Origin of the sequence: Pseudomonas lopnurensis (genome assembly GCF_015070855.1) — a bacterium.
Lineage (GTDB): Bacteria > Pseudomonadota > Gammaproteobacteria > Pseudomonadales > Pseudomonadaceae > Stutzerimonas > Stutzerimonas lopnurensis.
This window is the reverse complement of record NZ_JADDIX010000063.1, coordinates 67,833-92,063: the sequence shown is the minus strand read 5'-3', so window position 1 is coordinate 92,063 and position 24,231 is coordinate 67,833. Positions and strand designations below refer to the sequence as shown.

26 protein-coding genes are annotated in these 24,231 nt (G+C 68.0%); 14 read left to right on the top strand and 12 right to left on the bottom strand.

Annotation, left to right across the window (positions count from 1 at the left end; translation table 11 throughout):
• Positions 1 to 447 (top strand): hypothetical protein (locus IN820_RS12475; RefSeq protein WP_193681291.1); only part of this gene is annotated, 447 nt, incomplete at its 5' end.
• 273 nt (positions 448 to 720) lie between these two features.
• Here the strand turns inward: IN820_RS12475 and IN820_RS12470 are convergent.
• The 6 genes from IN820_RS12470 to IN820_RS12445 all read right to left on the bottom strand — a co-directional run bounded on the left by IN820_RS12470 (position 721) and on the right by IN820_RS12445 (position 5,125).
• Positions 721 to 2,676 carry a DUF7844 domain-containing protein gene (locus tag IN820_RS12470; protein WP_193681290.1) on the bottom strand — a complete coding sequence of 652 codons (1,956 nt, stop codon included), beginning with the start codon at positions 2,674 to 2,676 and terminating at the stop codon, positions 721 to 723.
• Entirely contained in the window at positions 2,673 to 2,993 is a 321-nt protein-coding gene (locus IN820_RS12465) for a DUF2388 domain-containing protein (protein ID WP_193681289.1), read from the bottom strand. Before IN820_RS12465 ends, IN820_RS12470 begins: the two co-directional genes overlap by 4 nt.
• Before the next feature lie 52 nt (positions 2,994 to 3,045).
• On the bottom strand, positions 3,046 to 3,345 hold the full coding sequence (locus tag IN820_RS12460; protein WP_193681288.1) for a DUF2388 domain-containing protein: 300 nt from the start codon (positions 3,343 to 3,345) through the stop codon (positions 3,046 to 3,048).
• A gap of 100 nt (positions 3,346 to 3,445) precedes the next feature.
• Positions 3,446 to 3,760, bottom strand: a complete 315-nt coding sequence (locus IN820_RS12455) for a DUF2388 domain-containing protein (protein ID WP_193681287.1) — start codon at positions 3,758 to 3,760, stop codon at positions 3,446 to 3,448.
• 98 nt (positions 3,761 to 3,858) lie between these two features.
• The gene (locus IN820_RS12450) at positions 3,859 to 4,059 is read right to left on the bottom strand and encodes a DUF1127 domain-containing protein (protein WP_193681286.1); all 201 of its coding nucleotides are present in this window, start codon (positions 4,057 to 4,059) and stop codon (positions 3,859 to 3,861) included.
• Between the two features lie 268 nt (positions 4,060 to 4,327).
• On the bottom strand, positions 4,328 to 5,125 hold the full coding sequence (locus IN820_RS12445; protein WP_193681285.1) for an AraC family transcriptional regulator: 798 nt from the start codon (positions 5,123 to 5,125) through the stop codon (positions 4,328 to 4,330).
• Between the two features lie 90 nt (positions 5,126 to 5,215).
• Here IN820_RS12445 and IN820_RS12440 point away from each other — a divergent pair, with 90 nt between their 5' ends.
• On the top strand, positions 5,216 to 6,217 hold the full coding sequence (locus tag IN820_RS12440; protein WP_193681284.1) for a bile acid:sodium symporter family protein: 1,002 nt from the start codon (positions 5,216 to 5,218) through the stop codon (positions 6,215 to 6,217).
• Between the two features lie 106 nt (positions 6,218 to 6,323).
• Positions 6,324 to 6,914 (top strand): NAD(P)H-dependent oxidoreductase, encoded by a 591-nt coding sequence (locus IN820_RS12435; RefSeq protein WP_193681283.1) that lies wholly within the window; start codon positions 6,324 to 6,326, stop codon positions 6,912 to 6,914.
• A 225-nt stretch (positions 6,915 to 7,139) separates the two neighbouring features.
• Here the strand turns inward: IN820_RS12435 and IN820_RS12430 are convergent, their stop codons facing one another.
• Genes IN820_RS12430 through IN820_RS12420 form a run of 3 tightly spaced genes read right to left on the bottom strand, consistent with a single transcriptional unit; the run spans position 7,140 to position 10,031 of the window.
• Complete coding sequence (locus tag IN820_RS12430; RefSeq protein ID WP_193681282.1) at positions 7,140 to 8,576, bottom strand: NAD(P)(+) transhydrogenase (Re/Si-specific) subunit beta; 1,437 nt, start codon at positions 8,574 to 8,576, stop codon at positions 7,140 to 7,142.
• Positions 8,573 to 8,896: an NAD(P) transhydrogenase subunit alpha gene (locus tag IN820_RS12425; RefSeq protein ID WP_193681281.1), complete on the bottom strand. Its 324-nt coding sequence runs from the start codon at positions 8,894 to 8,896 to the stop codon at positions 8,573 to 8,575. The genes IN820_RS12430 and IN820_RS12425 overlap by 4 nt, the downstream gene beginning before the upstream one ends.
• A 13-nt stretch (positions 8,897 to 8,909) precedes the next feature.
• Entirely contained in the window at positions 8,910 to 10,031 is a 1,122-nt protein-coding gene (locus IN820_RS12420) for a Re/Si-specific NAD(P)(+) transhydrogenase subunit alpha (RefSeq protein ID WP_193681280.1), read from the bottom strand.
• Between IN820_RS12420 and IN820_RS12415 the strand changes: the two genes are divergently transcribed.
• The 10 genes from IN820_RS12415 (at position 10,024) to IN820_RS12370 (ending at position 18,497) form a co-directional block, all read left to right on the top strand.
• Positions 10,024 to 10,254 (top strand): hypothetical protein, encoded by a 231-nt coding sequence (locus IN820_RS12415; RefSeq protein WP_193681279.1) that lies wholly within the window; start codon positions 10,024 to 10,026, stop codon positions 10,252 to 10,254. The genes IN820_RS12420 and IN820_RS12415 overlap by 8 nt on opposite strands.
• Positions 10,255 to 10,550: 296 nt before the next feature.
• Complete coding sequence (gene gspE / locus IN820_RS12410) at positions 10,551 to 12,143, top strand: type II secretion system ATPase GspE (protein WP_328822102.1); 1,593 nt, start codon at positions 10,551 to 10,553, stop codon at positions 12,141 to 12,143.
• A gap of 148 nt (positions 12,144 to 12,291) precedes the next feature.
• A complete protein-coding gene (gene xcpS, locus IN820_RS12405; RefSeq protein ID WP_193681278.1) occupies positions 12,292 to 13,506 on the top strand; it encodes a GspF family T2SS innner membrane protein variant XcpS in 1,215 nt (404 codons plus the stop codon).
• 5 nt (positions 13,507 to 13,511) lie between these two features.
• Complete coding sequence (gene gspG / locus IN820_RS12400; RefSeq protein ID WP_193681277.1) at positions 13,512 to 13,946, top strand: type II secretion system major pseudopilin GspG; 435 nt, start codon at positions 13,512 to 13,514, stop codon at positions 13,944 to 13,946.
• 3 nt (positions 13,947 to 13,949) lie between these two features.
• Positions 13,950 to 14,519 carry a type II secretion system minor pseudopilin GspH gene (gene gspH, locus IN820_RS12395; RefSeq protein ID WP_193681276.1) on the top strand — a complete coding sequence of 190 codons (570 nt, stop codon included), beginning with the start codon at positions 13,950 to 13,952 and terminating at the stop codon, positions 14,517 to 14,519.
• Positions 14,516 to 14,914 carry a type II secretion system minor pseudopilin GspI gene (gene gspI / locus IN820_RS12390; protein WP_193681275.1) on the top strand — a complete coding sequence of 133 codons (399 nt, stop codon included), beginning with the start codon at positions 14,516 to 14,518 and terminating at the stop codon, positions 14,912 to 14,914. The genes gspH and gspI overlap by 4 nt, the downstream gene beginning before the upstream one ends.
• Positions 14,914 to 15,627 carry a type II secretion system minor pseudopilin GspJ gene (gene gspJ, locus IN820_RS12385; protein ID WP_193681274.1) on the top strand — a complete coding sequence of 238 codons (714 nt, stop codon included), beginning with the start codon at positions 14,914 to 14,916 and terminating at the stop codon, positions 15,625 to 15,627. The genes gspI and gspJ overlap by 1 nt, the downstream gene beginning before the upstream one ends.
• Positions 15,624 to 16,595: a type II secretion system minor pseudopilin GspK gene (gene gspK / locus IN820_RS12380; protein ID WP_193681273.1), complete on the top strand. Its 972-nt coding sequence runs from the start codon at positions 15,624 to 15,626 to the stop codon at positions 16,593 to 16,595. The genes gspJ and gspK overlap by 4 nt, the downstream gene beginning before the upstream one ends.
• Before the next feature lie 250 nt (positions 16,596 to 16,845).
• Positions 16,846 to 17,982: a type II secretion system protein GspL gene (gene gspL, locus IN820_RS12375; RefSeq protein ID WP_193681272.1), complete on the top strand. Its 1,137-nt coding sequence runs from the start codon at positions 16,846 to 16,848 to the stop codon at positions 17,980 to 17,982.
• Positions 17,982 to 18,497, top strand: coding sequence for a type II secretion system protein M (locus tag IN820_RS12370; protein WP_193681271.1), 516 nt, complete (start codon positions 17,982 to 17,984; stop codon positions 18,495 to 18,497). The genes gspL and IN820_RS12370 overlap by 1 nt, the downstream gene beginning before the upstream one ends.
• A 163-nt stretch (positions 18,498 to 18,660) precedes the next feature.
• Here IN820_RS12370 and IN820_RS12365 read toward each other — a convergent pair whose 3' ends face one another.
• The 3 genes from IN820_RS12365 to IN820_RS12355 all read right to left on the bottom strand — a co-directional run bounded on the left by IN820_RS12365 (position 18,661) and on the right by IN820_RS12355 (position 23,142).
• Positions 18,661 to 20,070 carry an aminoacyl-tRNA deacylase and HDOD domain-containing protein gene (locus IN820_RS12365; protein WP_193681270.1) on the bottom strand — a complete coding sequence of 470 codons (1,410 nt, stop codon included), beginning with the start codon at positions 20,068 to 20,070 and terminating at the stop codon, positions 18,661 to 18,663.
• A 74-nt stretch (positions 20,071 to 20,144) separates the two neighbouring features.
• On the bottom strand, positions 20,145 to 22,217 hold the full coding sequence (recG, locus tag IN820_RS12360) for an ATP-dependent DNA helicase RecG (protein WP_193681269.1): 2,073 nt from the start codon (positions 22,215 to 22,217) through the stop codon (positions 20,145 to 20,147).
• 4 nt (positions 22,218 to 22,221) lie between these two features.
• Entirely contained in the window at positions 22,222 to 23,142 is a 921-nt protein-coding gene (locus tag IN820_RS12355; protein WP_193681268.1) for a hydrogen peroxide-inducible genes activator, read from the bottom strand.
• Positions 23,143 to 23,265: 123 nt separating this feature from the next.
• Between IN820_RS12355 and IN820_RS12350 the strand changes: the two genes are divergently transcribed.
• Positions 23,266 to 24,126, top strand: coding sequence for an NAD-dependent epimerase/dehydratase family protein (locus tag IN820_RS12350; protein WP_193681267.1), 861 nt, complete (start codon positions 23,266 to 23,268; stop codon positions 24,124 to 24,126).
• Positions 24,127 to 24,231 lie beyond the last annotated feature (105 nt).

Sequence of the window (24,231 nt, the reverse complement as noted above, 5' to 3'; positions counted from 1 at the left end):
CCGGACAACGCCCTGCTGGTGAGCCTGGGCCTGCCCATGGGCAAGACCCTGCAGATGCAGAAGGGCTTCTGGGAGTGGCTGCGCGCCTATATGGACAATGGCCCCTGGTTCGACGAGAACGGCCAGCGCAGCGAATCCGATGTCTTCGTCAGGGAAATGCTCTCCGCTCATATGAAACCTACGGATTTCCTCCCTTGGCGAAAGCAGGTGATTGCCGAGAAGAAGTCCGCCAGTGAGGGCCGCAACTATCTGGAGTGGACGGACTTGGTGTTGTACCTGGGCCACTTGCTGTTCTACCCCATGAACTGGCTGCAGGAGTTCACCTACAACATCGCCAAACGCCGCTCGCGTAACCGCTGGCCGCAGATCGTCACCGAGCGCCTGCAGCCCGACGGCCCGATGACGCGGCTGCTCGACCTGGAGCGTGAGCGCGGGCTGGATGTGTGAGTACGTGGGATAGGACTCTGCTGAACGACGGCATGATCTGCCCAAGATGCCAATACCGACTGAGAGCTGCCGAGTTTCCGCCACAAGCTGTAGCTAAGCGGACGGTCCAGCCGTCCCACCCGGGTCCGCCATGCCGTTCACTTAAGGCCACAAGCTGGAACACATGTAGGGAGCGGGCCGCGCCCGCGATTCGCACGCATGGCGCGGAGCGCACCCTGCACCGGGCGGTGCCGGATAGCGGAAGCGGTAGGTTTCACGGCAATCTCGACGGACCTAAGGCAATTCCAGCCCGCCGCCAGCCTTGTGCAATGTGCGCAGGTGCGTGCCGATCTGTGCGAGGTTGGCCTCGATGGCTTCCAGTTCCTGCCGTCGTTCTTCACCCAGCAGCACGCGTACTTCCCGGTCCAGTTCCTCGCTGAGCTGATTGAGGCGCAGCTGGCGTTGTTCGCTTTCATGTTCCAGCCGTTGCCATTCGCTGGCCTGTGGCAGGCCGTAGCCTTGGCCGTCGAGCAGTTCGGCAGGGCGGCTCAGGTAGCCGCTGTTGGCGAGGATTTCCTGCAGCGCGTCGTCGGCCTTGTTCAGCGTCGCATCGCGTCCGCGGTCGCCGAGGTAGCGGTTCTTCAGCTCATCCTGGGCCAGCAGCACTTGCCGGCGCAGGGCTGCCTGTTCGACCAGCAGCAGGGCGGCGCTGGCGCGCAGGTCGGCCCGTTCGATCCAGTGCTGGCGTTCGCCGGCGGATAGCTCCAGCCATTGCTCGACGCGTTCCTGTGGCAGGCCGAGGCGTTCCTTGAGCACGGCGAACATGGCCTGGTAGCGGTCGCGGTAGGAGTCGAAGCGGTAGCCCAGGCGCAGCGCCTCGCGCGGGTCGTCGAGCACGCTGGCGTCGGCCAGGCCGCGGTTGATCAGGATTTCCAGCAGGCCATTGGGCAGGATGCTGTCCAGCGCCGCCAGTTCGGCGCGGGCGGTGCCGCTACGCAGGAGCTTGAGGGTCTCCACGGCGCAATTGTTGGACAGGAAGTAATAGTCGCCGTCGTAGCTCCAGTGCAGTTCGGCGCTGCGCTCGACCAGGGTATGGATCTCATCGCGGTTCAGCTTCAGCGGCACCGAGGCCAGGCCGCGCAGTTCGACCTTGGTGTATTCGTCGATCACCTGGCCCAGCGGCAGGACGAACAGCCGCGACGGGTAGACGCCGGTCAGGCCGTCCCAGCTGGACAGCTGCACGTCATCGACGAAGGCGCGGAAGGACAGCACCAGGTGCTGGTCGAGATCCAGTCGGCACTCGGGGCCGGGCGTGCGCCCCGGCGCGCAGATTACCAGGCGCAGCATGCTGTGGCCCCAGCGGCTGACCCAGGCATCGTTGGCCTCGGCGAACAGGTAGTCGACTTCGTAGACCTGCGCGGGATCGAGCTGCAGCAGCGGCGTACGGCCGAAATCGCGCCCGGCATTGAGGATCGGCAGGCCGGTTGCGCACGCGGCGGTCTGCGCCGGCTGCCAGCCGAAGTGGTCGCTGAAGTAGCGGTATAGCGAGGGCCGGCGACAGGCATAGTCGGGGTCGAGGAGGAAATACTCCAGGTTCACCGCGACGAATTCCAGCGGGCTGGTCAGCTCGTAGGTATCCGGGCTGCGCGCCACCTGGGCGTTGTCCTGTTCACGCTGACCACGGCGGCCGACCCGTTGCGGCCAGCCGGCGAGGTCGAGCAGGCGCGGGTCGTCGCTGAGGGTGAAGCGGCGCCAGGTCTGCCCACGGCAGTTGTCTGGCAGGCCGATCAGTCCAAGGCTGTCGGCGCGCTGGCGGCACTGGCCCTGCAACAGGTGTTGCTCAGGCGACCAGTGACGGCCACGGTCGTAGAGATGGACCAGTTCGTGGACAACGGTGGCGAGCAGTTCGCGGCGTACCGTGCCATGTGCGCGTTCGGTGCGTTGGCGTGCGGCGGAGCCATCGCTGAGTGCCGGCAGCAGGCGTCGGTTGAGTTCGAGGCGGTTGCCGCCGGCGCGGCCGTAAGCCCGTTCCGGCAGGTCGTCGCGCCACTGCACGCGGATCGCGCGGTCCAGGCGTTGCACCAGCCGTGGCGGCAGTACGGCCAGAGCTTCGTCCAGCAGCGCCTGGCTCGCGACGCGCTCGTCAGGTTGTAGGCCGTGACCGTCCAGCTGCAGCTGCAGTTCGGCCTGGGCACTGGCGACGGCCAGGCCCAGGCAGCTCGCCAGGAGCCAGGCGCGTACGCGGCTCACAGGGCGAGGATGGCTTCGGCCAGTTCCAGGTCGCTGGCATTGCGGGCGTCGGGAAATTCGCTGCGCAGCGAACCGATGGCGGCTTCCAGATGGGCGCCGCGGATTTCGCCGGCGCTGGCGACGAAGCTGGCGGCGTCTTCGCGCGCCTCGATCACCACCTTCATGTCGCTGATGCGACTGGTCACGTCGGAGGTGAAATTGATGCTGCGGTCCAGGGCGCGTACCACGATGTTGCTGGTGGCGACCAGGGTCTGAGCCTGGGCGCTTGCAGCCAGCACGGCCAACGCAAGGGGAACGGTGATCAGGCGCTTGAGCATGGATGGGTTCTCGCTTCTCGGTCGGTCGACGGGTTGGCCGTCGATCGGTGATTCATTGGACGAGGATGGCCTCGGCCAGCTCCAGGTCGCTGGCGGCCAGCTCGGGATGTTGCTGGCGCAGCCAGGATAGTGCGGCCTGCAGGCGCGCTCCAGAGCGCAGGCCGGCACTGGCGACGAAACTGGCGGCGTCGTCGCGGGCATCCGCCAGCAGCTTGTTGTCGAAGGGGGCGCTGGTCAGCTTGCTGCTGATGTAGCTGGTCTGGACGACGCTGGCGATGGTGCTGTCGAAAGCCTGGGCGGAGCCGGCGGCGAGGCAGGCCGCGGCCAATGCAGCGATTTGAAACGAACGCATGTGAACCCTGCAGCCGAGAAAGAACGCTGCCAAGGCTAGCGAAACGCCTTCATCACGGCCAGTGCCCAGTTGCTTCGCCAGTTTTCAACGCCGGTGCCCGTCACAGCGCCAGGATCGCCTCGGCCAGTTGCAGGTCGCTGGCACCGAGCTGTGGCGCCTGGTCGCGGATATGCAGCAGCGCGGCTTCCAGGTGCGCGCCGCGCAGCTCGCCCTGGCTGGCGACGAAGCGTGCGGCGTCGTCACGGGCGTCCAGTACCAGCTTGTCGTCGCGCAACGACGAGGTCAGGTCGGAGGTGGCGTCGACGCTGTTGATCAAGCCGCCGACGATCATGTCGGTGGTGGCGGTGAAGCTGGCGGCCGAAGCGGTGCCGGCCAGCAACAGCGAGGCTGCGCAGGCGATGAGGATACGGGGCATGGCGTTTCTCCTGTGGTGACGCTGAGACCGTTCGGCAGCGGGAATGTTCGCGGCGTCGGCACGCGGCAGGATAGGCGCTGTACCCGGTGCTGCAAAGCCTAGCGCCAGAACGGTTTGCTCAGCTCGGCCTCGCGCTCGCTGTGGCTGATGCCGATGTCCGCCAGTTGCCGGTCGTCGAGGCGCGCGAGCTGGCACCGAGTGCGGGCGTTCTGTCGCCACTGGCGCAGCAGCTGGATCAGGCGCTGCAGCAGCCGGCCAGGCTGGGCAAGGAGGAGGGGGCGTGGCAGGGCGCGATCCATGATGTCGTCCTTCCGCGTTCAGCGGGCATGGCTTATGGGCAGACAGGATCGCGTGCCGGGCATGGCTGCAACAGCCACAGGAATCGAGGATTGTGCCGGTGCAGTTGCCATACGCTGGCAACTGTACCGCTTGTGGGTGCGGCAACTGTTCGACGCAGGGGCTGAGGGCTTCGGCGCAGCTGCGAACACGGCGGGGCCTGACGGACATGGACTCTATGGGAGGCTCGCGAAGCGCGTGGCTGCAGCTTGTGGTGGAAACTCAACGACTCTAGGGCGCCTGCCGCGCCAGGGCTCCCGGGGTAAAGCCGAACAGCAGGCGGAACGCCGCGATGAATGCCGAGGTGGAATCGTAGCCGCAGGCGAGCGCAACGTCGGTGACCGGCTGGCCCTGTTCGAGCAGCGGCAAGGCGCTGAGCAGCCGCAGGCGCTGGCGCCAGGCGCGAAAGCTGAGGCCGGTGTCGCGGCGGAACTGGCGGGACAGGGTCTTTTCCGAGACACCCAGCCGTTCGCTCCAGTGGGCGAGGCCGAACGGCAGGTCTGGCGCGTCGTAGAAGGCTTCGCACAGCTGTCGCAGGCGTGAGTCGCTGGGCCAGGGCAGCGAATAGCCGATTTCCGGCGCCGCCCGGAGCTGATCCAGCAGCACCGCCGCCATCCGGCCCTCGGCGCCCTGTTCGTCGTACTTCGCCGGTAACTGGCCGAAAGCACGGATCAGTTCGCGCAGCAGCGGGCTGACCGCCAGCACCTGGCAATGGGACGCTGCCCAGGACAGCGTGCGGTAGTCGATGTACAGGCTGCGCATTTCCGTACGTGGCGAGCTGATCACCTCGTGCAGCAGCCCCGGCGGAATGAGGATGGCGCGCTGCGGCGGGGCGAGGAAGCGCCCGTCGTCGGTGTGCACCCGCAGCACGCCGCTGATGGCATAGGAAAGCTGCGCCCAGGGATGACGGTGAGGTGGCGTGGTGGTGCGTTCGGGGAGCGATTCGCTGCGGGCGAACAGCGGTCGTGGCAGCGCGTCCATGACTGGGATGCGGCGGTGTGGGAGGCTGCTTTGTCCGTTTCTCGACATTGTCCGGGCCGATGGCGTTAGTCGGTTATGCGCAACGACAGTAGACTCCCTGCCAACTTGTCGCAACACACTCGCCAGAGGAGCGCGCACATGGCCAGGCCCCGCCTGTTACCGGACAATTTCACCCTCGCGCTGATCGCCGCCGTGGCCGTCGCCACCCTGCTGCCTGCCCATGGCCAGGGCGCGGTGATCTTCGAATGGATCACCAACCTGGCCATCGCCCTGCTGTTCTTCATGCACGGCGCCAAGCTATCCGGCACGGCGATCCTTGCCGGGATGGGCCATTGGCGGCTGCACTTGCTGGTTTTTGCCTGCACCTTCGTGCTGTTTCCGCTGCTGGGGCTGGCGCTCAGGCCGGCGCTGGCGCCGATGGTCGGTACCGAGCTGTACCTCGGCATTCTCTATTTGTGCGCATTGCCGGCCACGGTGCAGTCGGCCATCGCCTTCACCTCGCTGGCACGCGGCAACGTTCCGGCTGCGGTGTGCAGTGCGGCGGCCTCCAGCCTGATCGGGATTTTCCTCACGCCGCTGCTGGTACTGCTGCTCATGGGCGCGCAGGCCGAAGGTGGTTCGACGCTGGAGGCGATCGGCAAGATCGTCGTGCAATTGCTGCTGCCGTTCATTGCCGGGCAGATCGCACGGCGCTGGATCGGCGACTGGGTGGCGCGTAACAAGGGCTGGCTGAAGAACGTCGACCAGAGCTCGATCCTGCTGGTGATCTACACCGCCTTCAGCCATGCGGTGATGGAGGGCATCTGGAGCGAGATACCGCTGCCGCAACTGATCGGGCTGGTACTGGCCTGCTGCCTGTTACTGGCGCTGGCGTTGCTCGGCACGCATTTCATCGCGCGCGGGCTGGGTTTCGACCTCGAAGACCGCATCACCATTCTCTTCGCCGGCTCGAAGAAGAGCCTGGCCACCGGCATTCCCATGGCCCAGGTGCTGTTCGCCGGCAGCGCGCTGGGCACGCTGATCCTGCCGCTGATGCTGTTCCACCAGATCCAGCTGATGGTCTGCGCGGTGCTGGCCCAGCGTTATGCGCGCCGACCGGAGAGGGAGCCACTGGAGTCGGTGGCGCTGGAGCGCGGTTAATGCGTCCGTATTCATGACTGAAGGGCAAAGATCATTTGCTTCATCGGGGCTGGGCTGCCCGCGCGGGCCTGGGTAAGCTGCGTGGCATCCTGTTTATGAGGTGTCCATGAAAAAGATTCTGCTACTCAACGGCGGCAAGGCATTCGCCCATTCGGCCGGCCGTTACAACGCCACCCTGCACGCGGCGGCCATCGAGACCCTCGGTGCCGCTGGCTTCGAGGTGAAGACCACCGAGATCGACGCCGGCTACGACGTGGCCGAGGAAGTCGCCAAGATCCTCTGGGCCGACGCGGTGATCTACCAGATGCCCGGTTGGTGGATGGGCGCACCCTGGACCGTGAAGAAATACCTCGACGAGGTATTCACCGCCGGCCACGGCAGCCTCTACGCCAACGACGGCCGTACCCGCTCCGACGCTTCGCAGAAGTACGGCAGCGGTGGCTTGCTGCAGGGCAAGCACTACATGATCTCGGCGACCTGGAACGCGCCGCAGCAGGCCTTCGACGACCCCAGCGATTTCTTCGCCGGCAAGGGTGTGGATGCCGTCTACCTGCCGTTTCACAAGGCCAACGAGTTCCTCGGCATGCGCGGGCTGCCGACCTTCCTCTGCGTCGATGTGATGAAGCAGCCGGCCATCGAGGCGGATGTGGCGCGCTACCGTCGGCACCTGGGCGAGGTGTTCGGCTTTGGGGTCTGACGCCGTTTCATAGACGATAAGCTGCAGGTTGGGGCGGGGAGGAGCGTAGGTTGGGTTGAGGAGCGAAGCGACGAAGCCCAACACGTTCATGCCGATCCCAGTTGGGCTTCGCTACGCTCAGCGCCAACCTACGCATGACTCCTGCATCGCATAACGGCGACACGGCCAAAGAAAAACCCCTCGCGGCGTGGGCCGGGAGGGGTTTTTCGTTTCAGCGCGAGGCGATCACTCCACCGCCTTGACCATGTCCTCGACGACCTTCTTGGCATCGCCGAAGACCATCATGGTCTTGTCCATGTAGAACAGCTCGTTGTCCAGGCCGGCATAGCCGCTGGCCATGGAGCGCTTGTTGACGATCACCGTCTTGGCCTTGTACGCCTCGAGGATCGGCATGCCGGCGATCGGCGACTTCGGGTCGTTCTTCGCCGCCGGGTTGACCACGTCGTTGGCGCCAAGCACCAGCACCACGTCGGCCTGGCCGAACTCGGCGTTGATGTCTTCCATCTCGAAGACCTGCTCGTAGGGCACCTCGGCCTCGGCCAGCAGCACGTTCATGTGCCCCGGCATGCGCCCGGCCACCGGGTGGATCGCGTATTTCACGGTCACGCCCATGTGCGTCAGCTTCTCCGCCAGTTCCATCAGCGCATGCTGCGCGCGGGCCACCGCCAGGCCGTAGCCGGGGACGATGATCACCGTGTCGGCGTTGCTCAGCAGGAAGGCGGCGTCGTCCGAGGAGCCGGACTTCACGCTGCGCTCCTGCGGCGCGCCGGCCGGGCCGCCGGTATCGGCGCTGGCGCCGAAGCCGCCGAGGATCACGTTGAAGAACGAGCGGTTCATCGCCCTGCACATGATGTACGAGAGGATCGCGCCGGAGGAGCCGACCAGGGAACCGGCGATGATCAGCATCGAGTTGTTCAGCGAGAAGCCGATGCCGGCCGCCGCCCAGCCCGAGTAGCTGTTGAGCATCGACACCACCACCGGCATGTCGGCGCCGCCGATGGGGATGATGATCAGCACGCCGATGACGAAGGCCAGCGCCAGCAGCAGGGCGAACGCCGGGATGTTGCCGGTGAAGGTGTAGACCAGGCCCAGGCCGACGATCGCCAGGCCCACGGCCAGGTTGACCAGGTGCTGGCCCTTGAACACCACCGGTGCGCCCTGGAACAGGCGAAACTTGTATTTGCCCGACAGCTTGCCGAAGGCGATCACCGAACCGGAGAAGGTGATGGCGCCGATGGCCGCGCCGAGGAACAGCTCCAGGCGGTTGCCGCTGGGGATCGCATGGCCCATGTGCGCGACGATGCCCAGCGACTGCGGCTCGACCACCGCGGCGATGGCGATGAATACCGCGGCCAGGCCGATCATGCTGTGCATGAAGGCCACCAGCTCGGGCATCTTGGTCATCTCCACGCGCCTGGCCATGACGGTGCCGACACTGCCGCCGATCAGCAGGCCGACGATCACGTAGCCGATGCCGGTCGTGGCCAGTTCGCTGCCGAGCTTGAAGATCAGGCCGACCGTGGTCAGCACGGCGATGGCCATGCCGAGCATGCCGAAGACGTTGCCGCGCCGCGAGCTGGTCGGGTGCGAGAGGCCCTTGAGCGCCTGGATGAAGCACACCGAGGCGACGAGGTAGAGCAGGGTGATCAGGTTCATGCTCATGGCTTACTTGCCTCCGCCTTGGCCGCGCTGCGGTCCTTCTTCTTGAACATGTCCAGCATCCGCCGGGTGACCAGGAAGCCGCCGAACACGTTGACCGCCGCCAGCGCCACGGCCAGGGTGCCCATGGCCTTGCCCAGCGGGGTGACGGTGAGCGCGGCGGCCAGCATGGCGCCGACGATGACGATCGCCGAGATCGCGTTGGTGACCGCCATCAGCGGCGTGTGCAGCGCCGGGGTGACGTTCCAGACCACGTGGTAGCCGACGTAGATCGCCAGCACGAAGATGATCAGGTTGTAGATGCCGTCGGAAATCAGATCCATGTTCGCGTCTCCCTTAGCCATTGCTGCGCACGACCTGGCCGTCGCGGCACATCAGGCACGCGCGGACGATGTCGTCTTCGAGGTTGAGCTGGAAGCGGCCGTCCTGGTCGATGACCAGCTTGAGGAAATCCAGCAGGTTGCGGGCATACAGCGCCGAGGCATCGGCCGGCACCCGGGCCGCCAGGTTGCCGTAGCCGACGAGGGTCACGCCGTGCTCGACCACCACCTGGTCGACCACCGACAGCGGGCAGTTGCCGCCATGGGAGGCGGCCATGTCGATCACCACCGAGCCCGGCTTCATCTGCCGCACCGTCTCCTCCTGCAGCAGCACCGGCGCCTTGCGGCCCGGGATCAGCGCGGTGGTGATGACGATGTCCGACTGCAGGGCGCGCTGGTGCACCGCCTGCGCCTGGCGCGCCATCCACGAGGCCGGCATCGGCCGGGCGTAGCCGCCGACCCCCTCGGCGCACTCGCGCTCCTCGTCGGTCTCGTAGGGCACGTCGATGAATTTCGCGCCCAGCGACTCGATCTGCTCCTTCACCGCCGGGCGCACGTCCGAGGCTTCGATCACCGCACCCAGGCGCTTGGCCGTGGCGATGGCCTGCAGGCCGGCGACGCCAGCGCCGAGGATCAGCACGCGGGCGGCCTTCACCGTACCGGCGGCGGTCATCAGCATCGGCATGAAGCGCGGATAGTGATGGGCGGCGAGCAGCACCGCCTTGTAGCCGGCGATGTTGGCCTGCGACGAGAGCACGTCCAGGCTCTGCGCGCGGGAGGTGCGCGGCGCCGCCTCGAGGGCGAAGGCGGTGATGCCGCGCGCGGCCATGCGCGCGATGTTGGCGTCGTCGAACGGATCGAGCATGCCCAGCAGCACGGCGCCGGGCTGCATCTGCGCCAGCTCGGCCTCGTTCGGCGCGTTGACCTTGAGCACCAGCTCGGCGGCGAGGGCCGTGGCGGCGTCGCCGATGGTCGCGCCGACGGCTTCATAGGCGCTGTCCGGCACGCTGGACAGCGACCCGGCGCCGCTTTGCAGCGTCACCCGGTGCCCTTGGCCGATCAGCTTCTTGACGGTTTCCGGGGTCGCGGCGACGCGCGTTTCCCGGACCTGGGTTTCGAGAGGAACACCGATGTGCATTGTTGTTGTTCTCCTGCGTGATCTAGACCAGCGCGCGGCGAACCGCCGCCCTGGCGAGCGCTTTCACCCGGCTACTGCTCTGGCGTCCGGGATTCGAAACGGCGAAGCGACCTTCTGTAGCGCCGAAAGAAACCGGCTACGGCGCGGCATTCTGCAAGCCTGGAAAAAATCAAACAACTGTTTCAATCAAACGATTGTATTTGGTCGGATGGTCGAAGAATGACCGTCGGTTCGCGCATATCGCCGCAGCGGGCGCCTGCCTTGGGCTGCGCCGGCTGCGCGAGATGAAGCTCGCCGTTCGTGCGTCAGGATCATGAATGACGCGATATCGACGCGGTATTCGTCGGCGGTGCCGGCCATGTCCGACCTTGGTGCCGATGCCTGTGCGGTTGCAGAAAAAGCGCAGCCGTTGAAATGTCATTCAATCCTTGTAGTCCAAGCGGATTGAATACGCCTGTCCGGAGTGTTGCGTGCGCAGTGGCGTCGGGTCGCCGCGCATCGCCTCGTTGGAGCTGCAAGATGCCCGAACTCGATGTGAACGAGATGACCATGCTGCTCGAGGCGCCCGCCCAGCGCCGCCTGCCGTTCGCCTTCGCCCGCCGCCACGGCGTGATCCTGCTGGAGCGCGGCGGCGAGATGCGCCTCGGCCTGCGCGAAGGCGCGGCGCTGACCGCGGTGCAGGAAGCCCAGCGCATCGCCGGCATGCCGCTGCCGTTGCAGTGGTTGCCCCAGGCCGAATTCGACCAGGCGCTCGGCGCGGCCTACCAGCACGATTCGTCGGCGGCGATGCTGATGGTCGAGGGGCTGGGCAACGAGCTGGACCTGGCCAGCCTCGCCGAGCAGATCCAGGAGACCGAGGACCTGCTGGAGCAGGAGGACGACGCGCCGATCATCCGCCTGATCAACGCCATCCTCGGCGAGGCGATCGCCGAGAACGCCTCGGACATCCATGTCGAGACCTTCGAGAAGCGCCTGGTGATCCGCTTTCGCGTCGACGGCATTCTCCGCGAGGTGGTGCAGCCCAAGCGCGAGCTGGCGGCGCTCTTGGTGTCGCGGATCAAGGTCATGGCGCGGCTGGACATCGCCGAGAAACGCGTCCCGCAGGACGGCCGCATCTCCCTGCGGGTCGGCGGCCGCGAGGTGGATATCCGCGTCTCGACGCTGCCGTCGGCCAATGGCGAGCGGGTGGTGCTGCGCCTGCTCGACAAGCAGGCCGGGCGGCTGACCCTGCAGCATCTGGGCATGAGCGAGCGCGACCGCCAGCGGATGGAGCAGGCGGTGAAAAAGCCCCACGGCATCATCCTGGTGACCGGCCCCACCGGTTCGGGCAAGACCACCACGCTGTACGCCAGCCTGACCACGCTCAACGACCGCACGCGCAACATCCTCACCGTCGAGGACCCGATCGAATACCACCTCGAAGGCATCGGCCAGACCCAGGTCAACACCAAGGTGGACATGACCTTCGCCCGCGGCCTGCGCGCCATCCTGCGGCAGGACCCGGACGTGGTGATGGTCGGCGAGATTCGCGACCAGGAAACCGCCGACATGGCCGTGCAGGCCTCGCTCACCGGCCACCTGGTGCTCTCGACCTTGCACACCAACAGCGCCATCGGCGCGGTCACGCGGCTGGTGGACATGGGCGTCGAGCCGTTCCTGATCTCCTCCTCGCTGCTCGGCGTGCTGGCCCAGCGCCTGGTGCGGGTGCTGTGCAGCGACTGCAAGCGCGCCTATGTCGCCGACGAAGCCGAGTGTGCGCTGTTCGGCCTCGCCCCGACCGAGGCGCCGACGCTGTATCACGCCGAAGGCTGCGATGCCTGTCGCCAGCTGGGCTATCGCGGACGGACCGGCATCTACGAGCTGGTGCTGTTCGACGACACCCTGCGCAGCATGATCCATACCCGCACCGCCGAGCAGGAGATGACCCGCCATGCACGGGTGCTGGGCCCGAGCATTCGTGACGACGGCCTGCGCAAGGTGCTGGAAGGCGTGACCACCATCGAGGAGGTGCTGCGTGTGACCAGCGAAGACCGACGCTCCGGTCAGGGTGATCGAAGGCAGGGCGGTGAACGCCGGGGAACCGCCCGTGACCGCAGGGCCACCGACCGATGACAACGGTCGCCAGTGGTCGGGTGGCGCGCGTAGGGCGGGTGCAACCCGCCGACCGTGCGGGATGCCGGCTCCCTATCGGCGGGTTGCAACCCGCCCTACGCCGCGATCGGCGCACGAAACGCCCATCCGGTGACGGGAAACCCGCCTGATGGCTGCCTTCGAATACATCGCCCTCGATCCACGCGGCCGCCAGCAGAAAGGCCTGATCGAGGCGGACAGCCCGCGCCAGGCCCGTCAGCTGCTGCGCGACCGGCAGTGGGCGCCGCTGGAGGTGAAGCAGGCCAGGTCGCGCGAGGAACCCGGTCGCGGCGGCTTCGGTTTCGGCCGTGGTCTCTCGGCGCGCGACCTGGCGTTGATCACGCGGCAGCTGGCGACCCTGGTGCAGGCCGCGCTGCCCATCGAGGAAGCGCTGCGCGCCGCCGCCGCTCAGTCCGGCTCGGCGAAGATCAAGTCGATGCTGCTGGCGGTGCGCGCGCGGGTGATGGAGGGCCACAGCCTGGCCGCGGCGCTGCGCGAGTATCCCTCGGCGTTCCCCGAGCTGTACCGCGCCACCGTGGCCGCCGGCGAGCACGCCGGGCACCTCGGGCTGGTGCTCGACCAGCTCGCCGACTACACCGACCAGCGCCAGCAGTCGCGGCAGAAGATCCAGCTGGCGCTGCTCTACCCGGTGATCCTGCTGGTCGCCTCGCTGGCCATCGTCGTGCTGCTGCTCGGCTACGTGGTGCCGGACGTGGTCAAGGTGTTCGTCAACACCGGCCAGGAGCTGCCGGCGCTGACCCGCGGGCTGATCGCCAGCAGCGACCTGGTCAAGGACTGGGGCTGGCTGATCCTGCTCGGCGGCATCGGCGCCGTGCTGGCGATGCGCGCGGCGCTGCGCGACGAGGCGTTCCGGCTGCGCTGGCACGCCTTCATCCTGCGCCTGCCGCTGATCGGCCGGCTGAGCCGGGCGACCCACACCGCGCGTTTCGCCTCGACCCTGGCGATCCTCACCAAGAGCGGCGTGCCGCTGGTGGAGGCGCTGTCCATCGCCGCGGCGGTGATCGCCAACCGGCGCATCCGCGAGCGGGTGGTCGAGGCCGCGCAGAAGGTGCGCGAGGGCAGCAGCCTGACCCGTGCGCTGGAGGCTACCGGCGAATTCCCGCCGATGATGCTGCACATGATCGCCAGCGGAGAAAAATCCGGTGAACTGGACCAGATGCTGGCGCGCACCGCGCGCAACCAGGAGAACGACCTGGCCGCCCAGGTGTCTCTGCTGGTCGGCCTGTTCGAACCGTTCATGCTGGTGTTCATGGGCGCCGTGGTGCTGGTCATCGTGCTGGCGATCCTGATGCCCATCCTCTCTCTCAACCAACTGGTGGGGTAACGACAATGTGGTTGCAACGACGCAGGCAGGGGGGCTTCACCCTTATCGAGATCATGGTGGTGGTGGTCATCCTCGGCATTCTCGCCGCCCTGGTGGTGCCGCAGGTGATGAGCCGCCCGGAGCAGGCCAAGGTCACCGTGGCCAGGGGCGACATCAAGGCCATCGCCGCCGCCCTGGACATGTACAAGCTGGACAACTTCGCCTATCCGAGCACCCAGCAGGGGCTCGATGCGCTGGTGCAGCGGCCTTCGGGCAGCCCGCAGCCGAAGAACTGGAACCGCGACGGCTACCTCAAGCGCCTGCCCAAGGACCCTTGGGGCAACGACTACCAGTACCTGTCGCCGGGCACCCAGGGCCAGTTCGACCTGTATTCCTTCGGTGCCGACGGCAAGCCCGGCGGCAGCGAGCTGAACGCGGACATCGGCAACTGGGACCTCTGACCGATGCGGCGCCGCACCCGCGCCTTCACCCTCATCGAGCTGCTGGTGGTCATCGTCCTGCTGGGCATCCTGGTCAGCGTGGCGGTGCTCGGCATCGGCGGCTCCAGCACCTCGCGCGAATTGCGTGACGAGGCCCGGCGCCTCGCCGCGCTGATCGGCGTGATCAGCGACGAGGCGGTGCTCGACAGCCGCGAATACGGCCTGCTGATCAGCGGCGAAGGCTATCGCGTGCTGCGTTACGACGAGGCCGCGGCACGTTGGCGGGAGACCGACCGGCGCGAAGCGCACGAGCTGCCGGAGTGGATGCGGTTGGAGCTGACACTGGATGGCGCCCCACTGCAACTGTTGGCGCCGGTAAAGCGCGAGGACGACCGCGCCGGGCTGTCCCGTGACGGCGCACGCGCGCGGCGCAACGAGCCGCGTCTGGAGCCGCAACTGTTGATCCTCTCCAGCGGCGAGCTGTCGCCGTTCAGCCTGCGCCTGTCCGAGCGCAAGCCGGGCGGCGGCGCCTGGGAGATCGCCAGCGACGGCTTCCGCCTGCCCCGGGCCGAACCGCTGGAGGGCGGGCGATGAAATGCGGCACCGCCAGGCACGGCGGCTTCACCTTGCTGGAAGTGCTGGTGGCGCTGGCGATCTTCGCCAGCGTATCGGCCGTGGTGCTCACCGCCGCCGGGCGCAGCCTCAGCAATGCCGGGCGCCTGGAAGAACTCACCCTGGCCGGCTGGATCGCCGACAACCGCATCAGCGAACTGCAGTTGCAGCAGACCCCGCCGGTCATCGGCCGCGAGACCCAGGCGCTGGAATACGGCGGCCGCCAGTGGCAGGTCCTCAGTGAGATCGCGGCCAGCGCCGATCCCGCTCTGCTGCGCGTCACTGTCTGGGTCGCGCTGGCGACGCCGCGCGGGCCCGGCGTGGCGCTGCAGGAGCGCGCGGTCACCCGCCTCAGCGGCTTCGTCGGGGTGCGCTGATGGCCACACGTACGCAGGCCGCCGCCGGCTTCACCCTGCTGGAGCTGTTGATCGCCATCGCGCTGTTCGCCCTGCTGGGCCTGGGCACTTACCGCATGCTCGAAGCGGTGCTGCGCAGCGACGAGGCGGTGCGCGCCCAGGAGCAGCAGTTGCGCGAGCTGAGCCGGGCGCTGTGGGCGTTCGAACGCGACCTGCAGCAGGTCATCGGCCGGCCGATCCGCGACGGCTTCGGCGACGAGCGCAACGCCTTCATCGGCCAACTGGGCGGCGACGATGGCGCGCCGGCACTGGAACTGACCCGCGCCGGCTGGCGCAACCCCACCGGGCTGCGTCGCGCCAACCTGCAGCGGGTGCGCTGGCGCCTGGCCGGTCAGAACCTGGAGCGGGTCTACTGGGTGGTGCTCGACCGCGACGTCGACAGCCCGCCACGCGTGCAGCGCGTGCTGGAGAACGTGCAGGGCCTGCAACTGCGCTACCTGGACGAGGACGCCGTATGGCACGAGGAATGGCCACCGTTCGATTTCGGCCGCGGCGGCCAGGCGGAGGCGGCCGAGCGGCTGCCCGCCGCGCTGGAGCTGAGCCTGGAACACCCGCGCTACGGCCGCATTACGCGCCTGTTGCGCCTGCCCGATCCGGCGCCGCAAAGTGCCCAGCAGGCGCTGCCCGGCGCCGAGGGTGTGCCCGAGCCGTTCGAAGGGGCGCTGCCGCAATGAGGCGCCAGCGCGGGGTGGCGCTGATCACCGTGCTGCTGGTGGTGGCCATCGTCACCGTGGTCAGCGCGGCGATGGTGGCGCGCCAGCAACTGGCGATCCGTGCCAGCGCCAACCAGCTGCAGGCGCGCCAGGCCTGGCACTACGCTCTTGGCGGCGAGGCGCTGGCCCAGGCCATGCTCGCCCGCGACCTGCAGGACGGTGGCGAACCGGACGCCGGCGTCGACCACCTGCAGGAGGCCTGGGCGCGGCCGCTGCCGGTATTCGAGATCGACCAGGGCGAGATCCACGTGCGCATCGAGGACCTGGCCGGGCGTTTCAACCTCAACGGCCTGCTGCGCGACCAGCAGCCCAACCCCGCGGCCGTGGCACAGTTCCGCCGCCTGCTGCGGCAGCTGCAGATCGCCGCGCCCTACGCCGAGCGCCTGCTCGACTGGCAGGACCCGGACCAGCAGCCCAGCGGCGAACTGGGCGCCGAGGACAACGCCTATCTCGGCCTCGACCCGCCGTATCGCACGGCCGGCCGGCGGCTGTACGAGCTGTCCGAGCTGCGCCTGCTGCTGGACATGCGCGAGGAGGACTTCCAGCGCCTGGCGCCGCATGTCGCCGCGCTACCGGCGGAGGTGCCGCTGAATGTCAACACGGCCAGCGCGGTGGTGCTGTCGAGCCTGGGCGACAACCTCTCGCCTGGCGCCGCGGAGGCGCTGGTGGCGCTGCGCCGCAGCGCGCCGTTTCGCAACCGCGCGGCCTTCCTGGCGCAGCCGGCCATGGCCGGTACGACGCTGCAGGGCACTGCGCTGGCGGTTGGCAGTCAATTCTTCCAGGCCACCAGCGAAGTGCGTCTGGGCGATCGCCGGCTGGCGCTGGTCAGCCTGCTGCGACGCGAGCAGGACGGCAGCGTCCGTGTGCTGGCGCGCAATCTCGGCCAGCCCGCCAGGCTGGTTTCAGCCGATGGAGAGCGTGAGCGCTAGGGGTTGTCGTCGTTTTGCTCTAACAAATTGATCTAAAAGGGCAAGCCCGTATCGTTGAAGCTTCTGGATCCCGCCTCGATACGAGCTTGCACCTGGCCCTTGTAGGAGCAGGCCACGCCTGCGAACAGGGGCCACGCATCGGTGCGGCTGCTTTTTTCGCGGGCATGGACTCGGCGTTCCCGCCCGTCCTACGAGGGTCAGCGCTATGCGCAGAAATGAAACGGCAACAGACCTAGGAGAACCCTGAACCATGGATTGCCTGTTCCTGCCCGCCGACAGCCCCGCACGGCTCGACGCCGATACACCCGTCTACTGGCTGCCGAAGCAAGGTGCCGGCCGCTGGCTGCGCCTGGACGAGTGCGCCGCGGCCGCCCAGGGGGCGATCAGCCTGGTGCTGCCGGCGGAAGCCTGCAGCTTCTTCGCGGTCAGCCTGCCGACCCGCAAGGCGCGTTGGATGCAGCAGGCGCTCGCCTATGTCGCCGAGGAACTGCTCGCCGAGAACGTCGACGAGCTGCACCTGGCGCTCGGCGAGACGCTGGCGGACGGCCGCCAGCGGGTCGTCGCCATCGGTCGCCAACGGCTCGGCGACTGGCTGGCGCAGCTGCGCGAGCTGGGGCTGCCGATCGTCGCCGTGCACGTCGATGCCGACCTGTTGCCGCGCGATGCGACCCAGTTGCTGTTCCTCGGCGAGCGCGGCCTGCTCGGCGGCGCCGGGGAGACCCGGCTGGTGTTCGCCAGTCGCGACTGGCCGGCGCTGGCCGGGCACTGCCCGCCGCCCTGGCATGCCCAGGGCAGCGAAGCCGAACCGCCGGTGCCGCTGGAGGATTACCGGCCGCTGGACGACCCTTACGCGTTCCTTGCCGGCAACCGCGCCACGGCGGTCAATCTGGCCCAGGGCGAGTTCGCCGTGGAGACCGGCAGCACCGGCCTCGGCTACTGGAAACCGCTTTTCGCCGTTGTCGGGCTGATCCTGCTGGTGCAACCGGGCTTCAACCTGGTCCAGGCCTGGTATTTCCAGCGTCAGGGCGATGCCTATGCCGAAGCCAGCCAGGCGCTGTATCGCGAGCTGTTTCCCGAAGACGTACGCATCGTCAATCTGCGCGCCCAGTTCGACGATCACCTGGCCCAGCGCAGCGGCGGTCAGGCCGGCTTCCTGCGCCTGCTCGAGCACACCGCCGGCGCGCTGGAGGATGGCATTCCGGTGACCATCGGCCAGCTCGACTACAACCAGGATCGCGGCGATCTCGCCCTGCAGCTGCAGGCGATGGATTTCGCCACCCTGGAGACGCTGCGCCGGCGCCTGGGCGAGAGCGGGCAGAGCGTACAGCTGGGTTCGGCCAGCCGCGAAGGCGACGGGGTAAGCGCCCGCGTGGTCATCGGAGGCTGATGATGAATCTCAGGCAGCAACTGGCCGTACGCCTCGCCGACTCCCCGCTGTGGCAGCGCTGGCAACGTTTGGCGCCGCGCGAACGGACGTCGCTGAGCCTGCTCGGCGCTTTTCTCGTCGCGCTGCTGTTCTACTTCTGGCTGTGGTTGCCGGCGCAGCGCCAGGCGGCCGATGCGCGCGAGTACTACCAGCAGCAGCGCGCGCTCCACGCCTACATGGAGCAGAACACCGAGCTGGCGCGGCAGATGGCCCGCAGCAACCACGTCGAGCTGGCGCCGGAACAATTGCAGGGGGTGATCACCCAGAGCGCGCAGCAGGGCAACCTGTCGATCGAAAGCTTCGACAACGGCAGCGACGGCAGCCTGCAGGTCAGCCTGCCCGGCGCGTCCTATGCGTTGTTGCTGCGCTGGTTCGAGGCGTTGCAGGGCCAGGGCGTGAGCATCGCCGAGGTCAGCCTGGAACGCGCCGGCGAGGGGCTGGTGAATGCCCGGGTGAGTTTTCGCGCGGGGATTTAGTGGGCATTGGGGGAGCGGAGCGCACAGGCAACGCGCTGCGCGCGGCAGCGTAGGACGGGCGGGGACGCCGAGTTCATGCCCGCGAAGCGGCCCTGTGAAAGCTTCGCGGGCAAGCCCGCTCCTTACAGGGCTCCGGTGTGCGCACTGCTCTGGCGAATCGCCGTCAATGCGACGTGTTGAATTGCAGCGCCAGCGCGCGCAACGCGGCTTCGGCGGCCAGTACCTTGTTCACCACCTCCTCGGCCTTCTCGCGGCTGATGCCGAGGCGGTCGAACAGCTGCTGCGGGATCTCGCGATCCGACCCGTTGCCGTCACCGATGCCGCGGTTGTGCAGCAGGCGTACCGCCAGGCAGACCAGGTTTGGATAGGCGCAGTCCTCGCCTTCGTAGTTGGGGTCGGTCTGGAAGCGCAGGGCGGTGGCGAGCTCCTCCGGCATGCCCCAGAAGCGGATCAGCCAGGCGCCGATCTGTTCGCGGGTGATGCCCAGCAGGTGCTGCTCGATATGGCTGTGGCCCTGGTGCGGGTTGGCCTCCAGGTGCCGGCAGAGTAGCGAGAAATGCGGCGGGAAGACGTGTGCCAGCACCAGATAGCCGAAGCTGTGCAGCAGCCCGGCCAGGTAGCTCAGGCCCGGCTCGGGGCGCTGCTCGCGGGGGATGGCGCGGGTCAGGCCTTCGATTACCGCGGCGGTGTAGATCGCCTGGTGCCAGTAGGGGGTGGCGTCCTGCGGCTTGTCCCTGGGCAGGCTGAGGGTCTTGCCGAGGGCCAGGCCGAGGGCGAGGTTGATCACCAGGTCGAAGCCCAGCACGCGGACGATGGCATCCTCCACCGAGCGGATGCGTCCGGGTGCGGCATAGTAGGGCGAGGCGGCCCAACTGATCACCTGGGCGGCCAGTGCCGGGTCGGTTTCCACCACGCCGGTGATGTCGTCCACGCTGGCGTCGGGGTTGACTCGCAGCTTGATGATCTTCTGCGCGGTGTGCGACAGCGGCGGAATCTCGATAGTCTCTTCCAGGCGCTGCTGGATGCGCCGTGCGGTGAAGCTCTGCATCGCCTGGGTGATTTCCTTGCGATCGTCGTCCGGGCGGTTCAGGTTCGGCCGGATGCCGTTCAGCGGCACGGCGAATTGGCCAGCGCTGGCCTTGCTCAGCATGCGCTTGAAGTCGCCGCTGTCGACTTCCACCAGCAGGCCCGGCTGGCCGGATTCGAGCAGCAGGCGCGGCTGCTCCAGCAGGCGCTCTTCATACAGGCAGGGCGAGCTGGTCAGCGACGGCAGGCCCGGCAGTACGCTCAGTTCGTGCTTGCCGAGCATGCGCGCCAGGCGTTCCGGCTTGACCGCCGCCAGCGTGCGGCCGGTCAGTTCGGCGAGGCGGGCGAGGTCGAGCAGATGGTCCTGGGGAAAGAGCACCAGCATCGCGCCGATGCTGTCGTCCAGCAGCACCGCCTGCACGCGCTGGGCGGCAGGTAGACCGGCGCGATCAGGCAGGATGCGGTAACTCACGCCGAGGTCTTTCAGCAGCCTGGCGATCAGCAGCGGCAGTTCGGAGCAGCTCTCGGTGTCGACAGCAGAATTCATGAGCGGGTCCGTAGTGGTGACCAGCCGAGTATAGCCAAGGGCTCGAACCCAGGGCTTTCGGCGACGAGTGGTTGTCATACCTGGCCGTATTCCTGGCCATGACGCAGCCAGCGTTCGAGCAGCGGACTGACATGTTGCGGCCAGTGTGCCAGCAGTTGCTGTGACGCGTCGCGCACTGCCGGCAGCAGGTCGGCATCGCGCATCAGATCGGCGACCTTGAACTGCAGCAGCCCGGTCTGGCGGGTGCCGAGCATCTCGCCGGGGCCGCGCAACTCCAGGTCCTTCTCGGCGATGAGGAAGCCGTCGCAGGTCTCGCGCATGATCGCCAGGCGCTCGCGGCCCAGTTGCGACAGTGGCGGATGGTAGAGCAGCACGCAATGGCTGGCCGCGCTGCCGCGGCCGACCCGGCCGCGCAACTGGTGCAGTTGGGCGAGCCCCAGGCGTTCGGGGTTCTCGATGATCATCAGGCTGGCGTTGGGTACGTCGACACCGACCTCGATCACCGTGGTGGCGACCAGCAGCTGCAGCTCGCCGCGCTTGAAGCGGTCCATCACCTCGGCCTTCTCGGCCGGTTTCATGCGCCCGTGGATCAGGCCGACGCGCAGGCCGGCGAGTGCCGCCGAGAGATCCTCGAAGGTGGTTTCGGCGGCCTGGCAGGTGAGTTCCTCGGACTCCTCGATCAGCGTGCAGACCCAATAGGCCTGGCGCCCCTCGTTGCAGGCCGCGCGCACCCGCTCGACGACTTCCAGGCGACGGTTGTCGGCGATCACCAGGGTGTTCACCGGCGTGCGCCCGGGCGGCAGTTCGTCGAGAATCGAGGTGTCGAGATCGGCGTAGGCGCTCATCGCCAGGGTCCGCGGGATCGGCGTGGCGGTCATGATCAACTGGTGCGGGCAGAGCCGGCCGTCGATGCCTTTCTGGCGCAGGGCCAGGCGCTGCTGGACGCCGAAGCGGTGCTGCTCGTCGATGATCACCAGCGCCAGGCGCTTGAACACCACTTCGTCCTGAAACAATGCGTGGGTGCCGACCACCATCGGGCAGCCGCTGGCGATCCGCTGCAGCGCTGCAACGCGGGCCTTGCCCTTGAGCTTGCCGGCCAGCCAGGCGACTTCGATGTCGAGCGGCTCGAGCCACTTGCTGAAATTGAGGAAATGCTGCTCGGCGAGGATCTCGGTGGGTGCCATCAGCGCCACCTGGTAGCCGGCTTCCAGCGCCTGCAGCGCGGCGAGGGCGGCGACTACCGTCTTGCCGGCGCCGACGTCGCCCTGCACCAGGCGCAGCATGGGCTCGTCCTGGGCCAGGTCGTAGGCGATCTCGGCGCCGACCCGCTGCTGCGCGCCGGTCGGTGTGAAGCCGAGGTTGGCGAGAAAGCGCCGCGGCAACTGCCGCGCTGGCGGTAGCTGCGGCGCCTGCTGGGCGCGCACCCGTTCGCGCAGGCGCTGCAGCGACAGCTGGTGGGTCAACAGTTCCTCGAAGGCCAGGCGATGCTGCGCCCAGTGGCGGCCTTCGGCGAGTTCCTCCAGGTCGGCGTCGGCCGGCGGCCGGTGCAGGTAGCGGATCGCCTGGTCCAGCGGTCCTAGGCGATAGTCGCGGGCCAGTTCGGCGGGCAGCCAGTCCGGCAGGCTGTGCGGGCCGAGGCGGCTCAGCGCCTGCTCGCTGAGGCTGCGCAGGCGCTGCTGGGTCAGGCCCTCGGTGGTCGGGTAGATCGGCGTCAGGGTCTGCTCCACCGGAGCGGGTTCGGTGCTCAGCGCGCGGTATTCCGGATGGTAGATTTCCAGCCCCGAGGCGCCGGGGCGGGCTTCGCCGTAGCAGCGCAACTGGGTGCCGCGCTTGAGGGCTTCCTTCTGCGCCTGGCTGAAGTGGTAGAAGCGCAGGCTCAAGGTGCCGCTGCCGTCCTGCAGGCGCACCAGCAGGCTGCGGCGGCGGCCCATGACCACGTCGGCGCCGACCACCACGCCCTCGATGACCGCGTCCTGGCCGGGGCGCAGCGCGCCGATGGGCACCACGCGGGTGCGGTCCTGGTAGCGCAGCGGCAGGTGGAACAGCACGTCCTGCAGGGTTTCCAGCCCGACCCTGGCGAGCTTCTCGGCCAGGGCCGCGCCGACGCCCTTGAGCGCGGTGACCGGAATGGTCGCCAGTTCGCTCATGGGCTCAGGCGCTGGCCGACGGCGGCTTGCCCACCGAGCACAGGCGGATGGAGTCGGCCAGCACCTCGATGGCCTTGGGCCGCGGGAAGCTGGCGCGCCAGGCGATGGCGACGGTGCGGAACGGCACCGGCGGGGTCATCGGGCGGATTTCCAGCACGCCCGGGGCATAGTGATGGCTCTCCACTGCCGACAGCGGCAGGATCGACACGCCCAGGCCCGAGGCGACCATGTGGCGGATGGTTTCCAGCGAACTGGACTCGACCGTGGTGTGGCTCGGCGCCTCGCCCTTGCGGGTGGTCGGGCAGGCTTCGAGCACCTGGTCGCGGAAGCAATGGCCTTCGCCGAGCAGCAGCAGGCTCTTGTCGTTGAGCATCTCGGCGTCGATGGATTTCTTCGCGGTCCAGGGATGTCCGGCCGGCATCAGGACGTAGAATGGCTCGTCGTAGAGCGGCTTGGTCAGCACGTCGGCTTCCTGGAACGGCAGCGCGATGATGATCGCGTCCAGCTCGCCGGTGCGCAGCTTGTCGCGCAGGATATGGGTGAAGTTCTCCTCGATGTACAGCGGCATGTCCGGCGCCACGCGGTGCAGCTGCGGGATCAGGTGCGGGAACATGTAGGGCCCGACGGTATAGATGGCGCCGACCTTCAGCGGTGCGGCCAGCTGGTTCTTGCCGACCTGGGCCAGTTCGCGAATGCTCTGCGCCTGCTCCAGCACCTTCTGCGCCTGGGTGACGATGCCTTCGCCCACCGGTGTCAGGCGCACGGCGCTCTTGGTGCGTTCGAAGATCAGCACGCCGAGCTCGTCCTCGAGCTTCTTCACGCCGACCGAGAGGGTCGGCTGGCTGACGTGGCAGCGCTCGGCGGCGCGGCCGAAGTGCTGTTCCTGGGCAAGGGTGACGATGTAGCGCAGTTCGGTCAGAGTCATAGTCAGCATCCATCAAGATACCGGCAAGCATAGCCTTTTGCGCAGCGTGGAACCAACCGCTCGGCGCGGGGTGAAAGTCGCTACACTCGGCTCCCATGGAGCCCTTTAGGGATGGAGCTGAAGATGCGCAGACACCTGTCCGTGTTGATCGCCGGTTGTGGCGATGTCGGCAGCCGCCTCGGCCTGCAGCTGAGCTGCGCCGGCTGGACGGTCTACGGGCTGCGGCGGCAGGCGGCGGGCCTGCCGGTGCCGATCCTGCCGGTGGATGGCGATCTCGCCGACCCGGCCTGCCCGCGCACCTGGCCCAATGGCGCGCTGGATTACCTGGTCTATGCCGCCTCGGCCACGCAGCACGACGAAGCGGGGTATCGCCAGGCCTATGTCGAGGGGCTACGCAACGTGCTCGGCTGGTTGCGGCAGCATGGCCAGCGCCCGCGGCGCGTGCTGTTCGTCTCCAGCACCGGCGTCTATGCCCAGTGCGACGGCGAATGGGTCGACGAAAACTCCGCCACCGTCCCCAGCGGCTTTACCGGCCAGGTGATGCTCGAGGCCGAGCGCCTGGCGCTGGGCTGCGGCGTGCCGGCGACGCGGGTGCGCATGGGCGGCCTCTACGATCCGACGCGGCCCTGGCTGCAGAGCCAGGTGCGCGCGGGCCTGCGTGTCGATCGCGAGCCGCCGCAGTACAGCAACCGCATCCACCGCGACGATGCCGCCGGCCTGCTGGCCTTCCTGCTGCAGGCCGATGCCCATGGCGAAACGCTGGCCGACTGCTACCTCGGCGTCGACAACGATCCGGCGCCGCTGCACGAGGTGGTCGACTGGCTGCGCGAGCGATTGGGCGTGAGCCACTGGGCACAGGAATCGATGACTCGCCGTGCCGGCAGCAAGCGCTGCAGCAACGAGCGGGCGCGGGCGCTGGGTTGGGCACCGAAGTACCCCAGCTATCGCGACGGCTATGCCTCGCTGGGACAGGGCAAGCGCTGAGGCCGGCGTGCAGTCCGTCGGCACTCGGGCAACTCTGCGGCGGCGCTGCTTACTAAAAACCTGACAGCGCACGCCGCGAGGAGTGACAGCGAGGCCGTAAAGGAG

What these genes read in the sequence shown, in the direction of transcription:
- IN820_RS12440 (WP_193681284.1), top strand. Translation starts at nt 5,216, where the DNA reads ATGGCCAGGCCCCGCCTGTTACCGGACAATTTCACCCTCGCGCTGATC.
- IN820_RS12450 (WP_193681286.1), bottom strand. Translation starts at nt 4,059, where the DNA reads ATGGATCGCGCCCTGCCACGCCCCCTCCTCCTTGCCCAGCCTGGCCGG.
- IN820_RS12365 (WP_193681270.1), bottom strand. Translation starts at nt 20,070, where the DNA reads ATGAATTCTGCTGTCGACACCGAGAGCTGCTCCGAACTGCCGCTGCTG.
- gspK (WP_193681273.1), top strand. Translation starts at nt 15,624, where the DNA reads ATGAGGCGCCAGCGCGGGGTGGCGCTGATCACCGTGCTGCTGGTGGTG.
- IN820_RS12465 (WP_193681289.1), bottom strand. Translation starts at nt 2,993, where the DNA reads ATGCTCAAGCGCCTGATCACCGTTCCCCTTGCGTTGGCCGTGCTGGCT.
- IN820_RS12350 (WP_193681267.1), top strand. Translation starts at nt 23,266, where the DNA reads ATGCGCAGACACCTGTCCGTGTTGATCGCCGGTTGTGGCGATGTCGGC.
- IN820_RS12425 (WP_193681281.1), bottom strand. Translation starts at nt 8,896, where the DNA reads ATGGATCTGATTTCCGACGGCATCTACAACCTGATCATCTTCGTGCTG.
- IN820_RS12460 (WP_193681288.1), bottom strand. Translation starts at nt 3,345, where the DNA reads ATGCGTTCGTTTCAAATCGCTGCATTGGCCGCGGCCTGCCTCGCCGCC.
- gspE (WP_328822102.1), top strand. Translation starts at nt 10,551, where the DNA reads ATGCCCGAACTCGATGTGAACGAGATGACCATGCTGCTCGAGGCGCCC.
- IN820_RS12435 (WP_193681283.1), top strand. Translation starts at nt 6,324, where the DNA reads ATGAAAAAGATTCTGCTACTCAACGGCGGCAAGGCATTCGCCCATTCG.
- recG (WP_193681269.1), bottom strand. Translation starts at nt 22,217, where the DNA reads ATGAGCGAACTGGCGACCATTCCGGTCACCGCGCTCAAGGGCGTCGGC.
- IN820_RS12415 (WP_193681279.1), top strand. Translation starts at nt 10,024, where the DNA reads ATGTGCATTGTTGTTGTTCTCCTGCGTGATCTAGACCAGCGCGCGGCG.
- IN820_RS12445 (WP_193681285.1), bottom strand. Translation starts at nt 5,125, where the DNA reads ATGTCGAGAAACGGACAAAGCAGCCTCCCACACCGCCGCATCCCAGTC.
- gspI (WP_193681275.1), top strand. Translation starts at nt 14,516, where the DNA reads ATGAAATGCGGCACCGCCAGGCACGGCGGCTTCACCTTGCTGGAAGTG.
- IN820_RS12420 (WP_193681280.1), bottom strand. Translation starts at nt 10,031, where the DNA reads ATGCACATCGGTGTTCCTCTCGAAACCCAGGTCCGGGAAACGCGCGTC.
- IN820_RS12355 (WP_193681268.1), bottom strand. Translation starts at nt 23,142, where the DNA reads ATGACTCTGACCGAACTGCGCTACATCGTCACCCTTGCCCAGGAACAG.
- gspG (WP_193681277.1), top strand. Translation starts at nt 13,512, where the DNA reads ATGTGGTTGCAACGACGCAGGCAGGGGGGCTTCACCCTTATCGAGATC.
- IN820_RS12430 (WP_193681282.1), bottom strand. Translation starts at nt 8,576, where the DNA reads ATGAGCATGAACCTGATCACCCTGCTCTACCTCGTCGCCTCGGTGTGC.
- gspL (WP_193681272.1), top strand. Translation starts at nt 16,846, where the DNA reads ATGGATTGCCTGTTCCTGCCCGCCGACAGCCCCGCACGGCTCGACGCC.
- gspH (WP_193681276.1), top strand. Translation starts at nt 13,950, where the DNA reads ATGCGGCGCCGCACCCGCGCCTTCACCCTCATCGAGCTGCTGGTGGTC.
- IN820_RS12455 (WP_193681287.1), bottom strand. Translation starts at nt 3,760, where the DNA reads ATGCCCCGTATCCTCATCGCCTGCGCAGCCTCGCTGTTGCTGGCCGGC.
- xcpS (WP_193681278.1), top strand. Translation starts at nt 12,292, where the DNA reads ATGGCTGCCTTCGAATACATCGCCCTCGATCCACGCGGCCGCCAGCAG.
- gspJ (WP_193681274.1), top strand. Translation starts at nt 14,914, where the DNA reads ATGGCCACACGTACGCAGGCCGCCGCCGGCTTCACCCTGCTGGAGCTG.
- IN820_RS12370 (WP_193681271.1), top strand. Translation starts at nt 17,982, where the DNA reads ATGATGAATCTCAGGCAGCAACTGGCCGTACGCCTCGCCGACTCCCCG.